Origin of the sequence: Pedobacter hiemivivus (assembly GCF_004331685.1) — a bacterium.
In the GTDB taxonomy this organism is placed as follows: Bacteria; Bacteroidota; Bacteroidia; order Sphingobacteriales; family Sphingobacteriaceae; genus Pedobacter; species Pedobacter hiemivivus.
Genome location: NZ_SJSM01000014.1, coordinates 130833 through 137862, shown reverse-complemented (window position 1 = coordinate 137862; position 7030 = coordinate 130833). Strand labels below are relative to the sequence as shown.

Sequence of the window (7030 nt, the reverse complement as noted above, 5' to 3'; positions counted from 1 at the left end):
ACGCTCATTCCTGCTTTTATAGCCCGGATGACCGACCGCTTTTCTCCGGCGGTATAACGCTTGTGCTTGGCTATGCCTGAACCATATTTGGCTATCCAATCAATGAGCGTACCGGGGCTCATACCATAATCATTTACCAGATCTCTGCGAGGAACGCCTTGTTCCGCCAGATCAACAATATGCGCTATTAAACGCTTATCAAAGCGCTGTTTATTATTCCTACGAGAGGAATAAAGAAATTCCGTTTCTTTTGTTTCCATACACTGTTTTTAGTGTATAGCTTTTTTAGGAATCGACATGTTGTGTAAAGCGCTTCCCGAAGGACTCTCGAAGGGGTTGAAAAGCTATAGTGTCTTATTTAAAACAATTGCAAGTTAACAGTCGACTGTTGTGCCGCTGAAGAAGAACCTGGTTTTGCATTGGCTTTTACCTTGTGCTTATTGATCCACGCAGTATAATCTTCGGCTTTAATAGGCTCTTTTAACAAGCCTGAAGCATATTGCATCAGTGCAATCCTGCCTTCTATCACCTGTCTGTATTTTTGCATCAAGTGCTGAAGCTGTTGTTGGATCTTGTTTTTGGGTTTGATTCTGATATTTTTATTGAGTTGATTGATGAGCTGCAAGTTGAGTTCTTTAATGAAATAGGTTAATGCGGATTCAATTCTGGCCTGAAGTGCCTCTTGTTCCTTAAACCCACTTTGTTTGTGCAGCTGCTTTACCTGGTTTTGGAAACGGTCTGACAAGGCCAATAGGTCGCTGACTGATTTGTTAAGCTGGGCTAATAAAGATTTAAACTCCGGTAGGATTGATTTGACCACTTCAGGATTAGATGCCATGGTTTCCAATCCGGTATAGATGCGGCTAAAAGAAAAATGGTCCAGGACCAATTGCAGGATAAAACTTTCCTGTGCAGCAATCAGGATATCGTCCAACTCAGTTTCCTGTGCTGGATTCATATAATTGATCACCTCTGTGTTTGACCTTAGGCTTTCTGTGCTGATTTTTGATTTTAAGATTAGACCGTTAAGTGTCCTTACACGACTTAATGCAACATACACCTGACCGGCAACAAAGGATTTTCCAGCATCGATAATGGCACTATCAAAAGTTAGGCCCTGACTTTTATGAATAGTTACTGCCCAGGCCAGCTTAATCGGGTATTGCGAAAACTCACCTACCTGTTGTTGAACTATGGCTTCTTCTGTATCTGTTTTGTATTCGAAGGATTGCCATGAAGTCTTTTCTAATAAAAAGTCGGGTTCATTGGGGAAGGAAATATAGATTTCACCTTCTTTAACAGATTTTACCTTTCCAATCTTTCCATTATAGAATTTACGGTTCTCGCCAGTATCGTTCTTGATGAACATGATCTGTGCACCTTCCTTCAATTTTAAACTTTGTTCTGCCTGTAAACCAAGATCTCTAAATTCTCCACTCACTTCACCTTCAAAGGTGTATTCTGTACCGGCAAGTTCTTCCAGTTTTTCTTTATTGATGGTGTTGGCTTCGGCATTGTGAGAGGTGATGATGATAGGACTTACCTCATCATTGGTATGGGGTGTTGGATTGTATCTTTTGTTTAATAAGGTCAGCCCACTTTCGTTAATCTGATTGTTTCTGATGTCATTTAAAATATTAATGAATTCTGGTTCGGTCTGACGAAATACGGTGGTCAGTTCTATTTGTAAAACGGGATTTCTGCGGATAACCAATGCATCAAAAAAGTAAGGAGAAGGGTAGGCTCTGCTTAAAAATGTCCAATCTTCTCTTTTGGTAACCGGTGGCAGCTGGTATAAATCGCCAATAAGGAGTAATTGTACACCGCCAAAAGGGGCATTGTTTTTCCTTACAGTTCGCAATATAGCATCAATTACGTCCAATAAATCGCAACGGACCATAGATACCTCATCAATGATCAGGAGCTCTAGTTCGTTAAAAAGGCTTGTCTTTTCTCTGCTGTAACTTAAATCGGAAACCATCGATTGAATGGACAGTATACCCGATTGGAGGTTTTCAAGACTAATGTCACCCGGAAAAAATGAGCCTGGAGGCAATTGAAAAAAGGAATTGATGGTGGTGCCTTTGGCGTTCATAGCGGCAACGCCCGTTGGAGCGATAACGGCCATCTTTTTCGAAGAGCTTTCCTTGATCCGTTTTAGTAGGGTAGTTTTTCCTGTTCCCGCTTTTCCGGTAAGAAAAATACTCTGGTTGCTGTAGTCGATAAAAGATAGAACCTTGTCGAAAATTGAATTAGAAGAACCGCCATTACTCATTCTGCAAATTTAATTGAAATTTTTTGCTGTTGCGCTTATTGTTGATAATGTGTGATGGTTGAAGGGGCTGGATTTGGTTCGTGTTGTTTGTTAGGTGTTTACGTGAAATAATCAATTAATGTAATGGCAAGTAAGTTAATAGGTATTACATTAACAGTAGTATTCGGATCATAAATGTTAATAAATTCCGGAATAATAGTTAGCTTTGCTAAAAATAGTAGTATTACTGATATTTAGCCGATGACTGTAACTGTACTTGCGATTATAGAACCAGATGTTAAGCCAGCACCACCACTGGCAAAAGTGATGAACGAAAGACTTGCACGCTTTGCTAAGGAGCTGCAGGATGTACACCTTAAGGGATTGGAAACAGTTGAGCCTTTATTTGACGATATCGTAATTTATATCGGGTATAACAGTAAATACAGCGTTCGCTGGAAGATTGTAAATGATGTGCCGGGCAGTATAGAGTCCGAAGTAGCCGATCAATGTGCAAAACTGGGTTATATCAAATGGAAAACTGTAGCCTTTGGTGTGATTGACAAATCCTAATCGATTGATAAGAAACAATTAAGTATTATAAAAGACCTTTAAAAGGGTGAATAGATTTTTTTTAAAATCTGTTCACCCTTTTTTCATTTCTGTTCGCCTAATAAAATGTTATACCGCCATCAGGCGAATTTTATCAGCTAAACCAACCGAACGAATGAATTTAAGAACCTTTTATTTAATGCTCCTTTTGGTGCCTTTTTTTAATGTAGCCTATGCCGGTTTTGTCATCAATGGAGAAATCACAGGAGCAAAATATGGCAAAGCCTGGATCACGAGGTCTGAAGATAATAAGGTGATTGCAGGCCCGGTGGAAATTGAAAATGGTCGGTTCACCATCAAAGGGGAAATGGAGTATGCCACCTCATGTTATTTGAATATCAACCGTACTGGCGTATTGGTGTTACTAGAGAACACAAAAATGACATTTAAGGGGGATATCAATGATTTAACCGTCAATTTGTTAAAAGGGAGTCCCTTGAATGACCTATATAGCAAATGGAGGCTTCTTCAGCCAACTGAACTCGCAAATTTTATTAAGGGGCACAATGACAATGAGCTTTCAGGATACCTGGTAAATCTTTATGCCAATTATCCCTATAGGAGAGTAGTAGAACATTATGCATTGTTAGGTGACCGGGCCAAAGAAATGCATTATGGGAGATTGCTGAAGAAAAAAATGGAGATGATGGCAAAAACACAACCTGGGAGAAAGGTTCCTGTGTTTGAAATGCTAAATGTAAACGGTAGTAAGTCTGATTTGAGCCAGTATGCAGGTAAAACAATAGTAATCGATTTCTGGGCTTCCTGGTGCGCACCATGCCGGAGAGAAATTCCACATATAAGGGAACTGTACAATAAATTTAAAGATAAAAATGTTGTTTTTCTTGCCGTTTCCATGGATAGTGAGGATAAAAAATGGAAAAAAGCATTGGAACAGGAAAAAATGGAATGGCCTCAGGTAAGAGACGAAAAAGGCTTTGACAAGGATGGTTTGAGAAGTGTCTTTGGATTTGATAGCATCCCGTTTTTGGTAGTTGTAAATGGTGAAGGAAAGGTTGCAGCCTCAATAGACTTTGAGCTGAAGAATACACTTGAAGTAGAAATAGAGAAAACACTTAAAGATAAATAGATGAAATATATAATAATAATTGTTTTGATGGTCTTCCTAAATGCTGGTGATGTTCATAGCCAGAAATTATTTCAGCCATCTATAGATAAGATTTACAATGCTAGGATGGGAAGGCTATATGCGGATTATCTTGCGGCAGATGTATGGCTGAAGACCGGGAATACGGATCCTTCTTCAAAAAAAATGATGGAAGCTACATTCGAGAAGTTAGATATCGACCATGCCTTGTTAATTAAGGGAATCAAAAATCCTGTTAAATATATTGACACCTATTTTAACTTACGCAAACTGGTTAAAGGAGAGGAACGCTGTACAAGCTCAGATATGGAGCGGGCAAGTTATCTGCTCTATAATGTGAAAAATACGGCACTGAAAAAGATGTATTTTAATAAAGTACTGAAGGCGGAACTTGGCAGAGAAGGTTTATCAGATCAGGCACAATCATTATTTAATGATGCAAAACTGGTAATTAAAGATGAGGTATTCATTGCTAATACGAAGATTTTGCTTGACAAATATAAACTCATTGAACGAGGAGCCATTAGTCCTCAGTTTAGTTTAAAAACTAGCAAAGGAGAAATTTTAACACCCGCTTCATTTAAGGGCAAAGTCCTGGTTATGCAGGTATTGTGCGGGAACGCTTCAATTGATAGTGCGTCGGCGCAAAAAAAAGCATTTGAAAAGGTTGCTGATTCTTTCGCGGGTAAGGATTCAATTCTTTTTGTTCGTATAGATATGGGGAAAAATATTAAGCCGGGTAACACGGCTGTCGAGGCGGTTACAGGCGCTCACGTACTGCAGCTCTCGCCCTTAAATAAGAATGAATTTACCAATCAGTTTATGCTAATGAGCCTGACAAGGCATATGATTATAAGTGATCAAAAGATTATGTATTCACATTTACCGGATATTGGATCTATCGGTGTATTTGTGAATGTTGCGAAAATGACAACCGAAATTAACAAGAATGATGAATAATAACAGCCATTTAAACGTATTTAAATCAGCCTTTTGTGCTGTAGTATTTTTTTTAGGACCCCTGCAGAGCACAATGGGGCAGTCGGAAGTTCCCGACATTGTGGCTGTTCAAAAAAATACAATATTAAGGGTGATGCAGAACCTGGAAAATAAACATGTAAGACCCAAATCCATTGATGATAATTTCTCTAAAATTATCTGGATGAAATTTCTTACGGGTTTGGATCCTAATAAGAATGTGTTTTTGAAAAGTGATCTTGAATATTTAAAGAAATATGAGTTGGTTATCGATAATGAATTGCAGGAGGGCTCCGCTGATTTTTTTACTGCCGCATATCAGATATATCATAAAAGATTAAATGAGGCTGCTGCTGGTTATAAGAGAATCCTGGAAAAGCCTTTTGACTTTGCTAAAAATGAAACGATTCAACTGAATGGAGATTTATGTGATTTTGCTGCCAACCAAGCTGCATTGACGCAGTTGTGGCAAAAAAAAGCTAAATATCTGGTTTTGAAAAAAATGTCAGATCTGAACAATGGTAAAAACTATAGCCCTGCACTAGAGAAAGAAGCAAGGGTAAAAGTAGACAAATGGGTTTCCAATACATTTAAAAACCTAACAGGGCCATCGGCATTAAATGAAAGATTTAGTCAATACATCAATACCATTACGCTTGAAGTAGATCCTCATACTTCCTATTTCCCTCCGGTGAAAGCCAGGAGTGTTAATGACCAGATGGCAAAACGATTCTATGGATTGGGATTAGAACTTCAGGATAAAGAAGGTGATGTATTCATTAAATCGTTAAGACCAGGTGGGGTAGCCATAAAAAGTGGATTGGTAGACGTTAATGATAGGATTTTGAGTATCAGTGATGCAAAAGGCACTATGCAAGATGTTACGGGAGTCCCCATCACTGATATTGCTGATATGATCCGCGGGGAAAAGGACAGCGAAGTGTCCTTGGGCTTGTTGAAAAGCAGCGGACAGGAGAAAACCGTTGCGCTGAAGCGAAGTGAAATAAAGGATGAGGAGGGAAGGGCGAGGAGCGCTGTTATTGAAAAGAACGGTTATAAAATTGGCTACATTTACTTGCAGGAGTTTTACGTCGACATGGTAAATCCTGCCGGAATCCGTTCTGCGGATGATGTGCAAAGAGAGCTGATTAAATTAAAAGCGGAAAATGTGAACGGAATCATTTTTGATCTGCGCGGTAATGGCGGCGGATCATTGGATGAAGTGGTTAAAATGAGTGGTTACTTTTTAGGAAAAGGGCCAAAAGTTCAAATCAAGGACGCAAATCAACTTAAAATACATACTACGAATGAAGCCTCATTGTACGAAGGCCCTCTTGTTGTTTTGGTGAACGAACAAAGTGCTTCGGCTTCCGAAATATTTGCTGCGGTAATTCAGGATTATAAACGTGGAATTATCATCGGCAGTCCATCAACTTATGGAAAGGGAACAGCACAAGCAACGCTCCCAATGGGTAAAATGGGAGATAAGACCAAGGGAACGCCAAATGTAAGTTATGGTTCATTAAGACTTACTCAACATCAGTTTTATAGGGTTAATGGCGCTTCGACACAATTAAGAGGGGTTAAAGCGGATGTAATCCTGCCGGGAAAACTGGCTTATCTTAAGATCAGAGAAAAGGATAATGTGACAGCTTTGACTTGGGATAGTATTCAGCCTGCTGTTTATACGGAATCTAATAAAGCGGCTATTTGGAACAATATCTTACATTTAGCGAAAGAATCGGCGGGACAGGATGAAAAGTTTAAGATTGTAGATGAAAATAGTAAATTGCTGGCGCAAAATCAGCTGAGTCCTGTGAGCTTAAACATAGATAAGTTTAACAAAGAGCAAGCTAAACTGTCGGTCTTTGCCAAGCATATTGACCAAGCTATATTACTACCTGAATTTAAAAAGAATAAAGTGAAGGGGACACTGGACCAAAGTGCTGATCCAGGTAATGAATGGTATAAGAAGTGGATTGACGGGCTCTCGGCAGACTTGTACATTGATAAAAGTCTGGATATTGTGACTAAAATTATTACAGTTAAATAACCCTAATACTTAAACTATAAGGCCG

General features: G+C 39.1%; 6 protein-coding genes. 4 read left to right on the top strand and 2 right to left on the bottom strand.

The window, feature by feature from the left end; all coding sequences use genetic code 11:
* Positions 1-260, bottom strand: a 260-nt coding sequence (locus EZ444_RS19295; protein ID WP_165503668.1) for a transposase, incomplete at its 3' end; no start/stop codon positions are given.
* 98 nt (positions 261-358) lie between these two features.
* Complete coding sequence (locus EZ444_RS19290; RefSeq protein WP_131610784.1) at positions 359-2275, bottom strand: ATP-dependent DNA helicase; 1917 nt, start codon at positions 2273-2275, stop codon at positions 359-361.
* A gap of 240 nt (positions 2276-2515) precedes the next feature.
* Here EZ444_RS19290 and EZ444_RS19285 point away from each other — a divergent pair, with 240 nt between their 5' ends.
* From EZ444_RS19285 to EZ444_RS19270, 4 genes are all read left to right on the top strand, one after another.
* A complete protein-coding gene (locus tag EZ444_RS19285; RefSeq protein ID WP_131610783.1) occupies positions 2516-2827 on the top strand; it encodes a hypothetical protein in 312 nt (103 codons plus the stop codon).
* Between the two features lie 154 nt (positions 2828-2981).
* Positions 2982-3956 (top strand): TlpA disulfide reductase family protein, encoded by a 975-nt coding sequence (locus EZ444_RS19280; protein ID WP_131610782.1) that lies wholly within the window; start codon positions 2982-2984, stop codon positions 3954-3956.
* Positions 3957-4934, top strand: coding sequence for a hypothetical protein (locus EZ444_RS19275; protein ID WP_131610781.1), 978 nt, complete (start codon positions 3957-3959; stop codon positions 4932-4934).
* Positions 4924-7005 (top strand): carboxy terminal-processing peptidase, encoded by a 2082-nt coding sequence (locus EZ444_RS19270; protein WP_131610780.1) that lies wholly within the window; start codon positions 4924-4926, stop codon positions 7003-7005. The genes EZ444_RS19275 and EZ444_RS19270 overlap by 11 nt, the downstream gene beginning before the upstream one ends.
* Positions 7006-7030 lie beyond the last annotated feature (25 nt).

Bases quoted from the DNA above. Each gene is read 5' to 3' on its own strand.
- EZ444_RS19290 (WP_131610784.1), bottom strand. From the start codon at position 2,275: ATGAGTAATGGCGGTTCTTCTAATTCAATTTTCGACAAGGTTCTATCT.
- EZ444_RS19285 (WP_131610783.1), top strand. From the start codon at position 2,516: ATGACTGTAACTGTACTTGCGATTATAGAACCAGATGTTAAGCCAGCA.
- EZ444_RS19280 (WP_131610782.1), top strand. From the start codon at position 2,982: ATGAATTTAAGAACCTTTTATTTAATGCTCCTTTTGGTGCCTTTTTTT.
- EZ444_RS19275 (WP_131610781.1), top strand. From the start codon at position 3,957: ATGAAATATATAATAATAATTGTTTTGATGGTCTTCCTAAATGCTGGT.
- EZ444_RS19270 (WP_131610780.1), top strand. From the start codon at position 4,924: ATGATGAATAATAACAGCCATTTAAACGTATTTAAATCAGCCTTTTGT.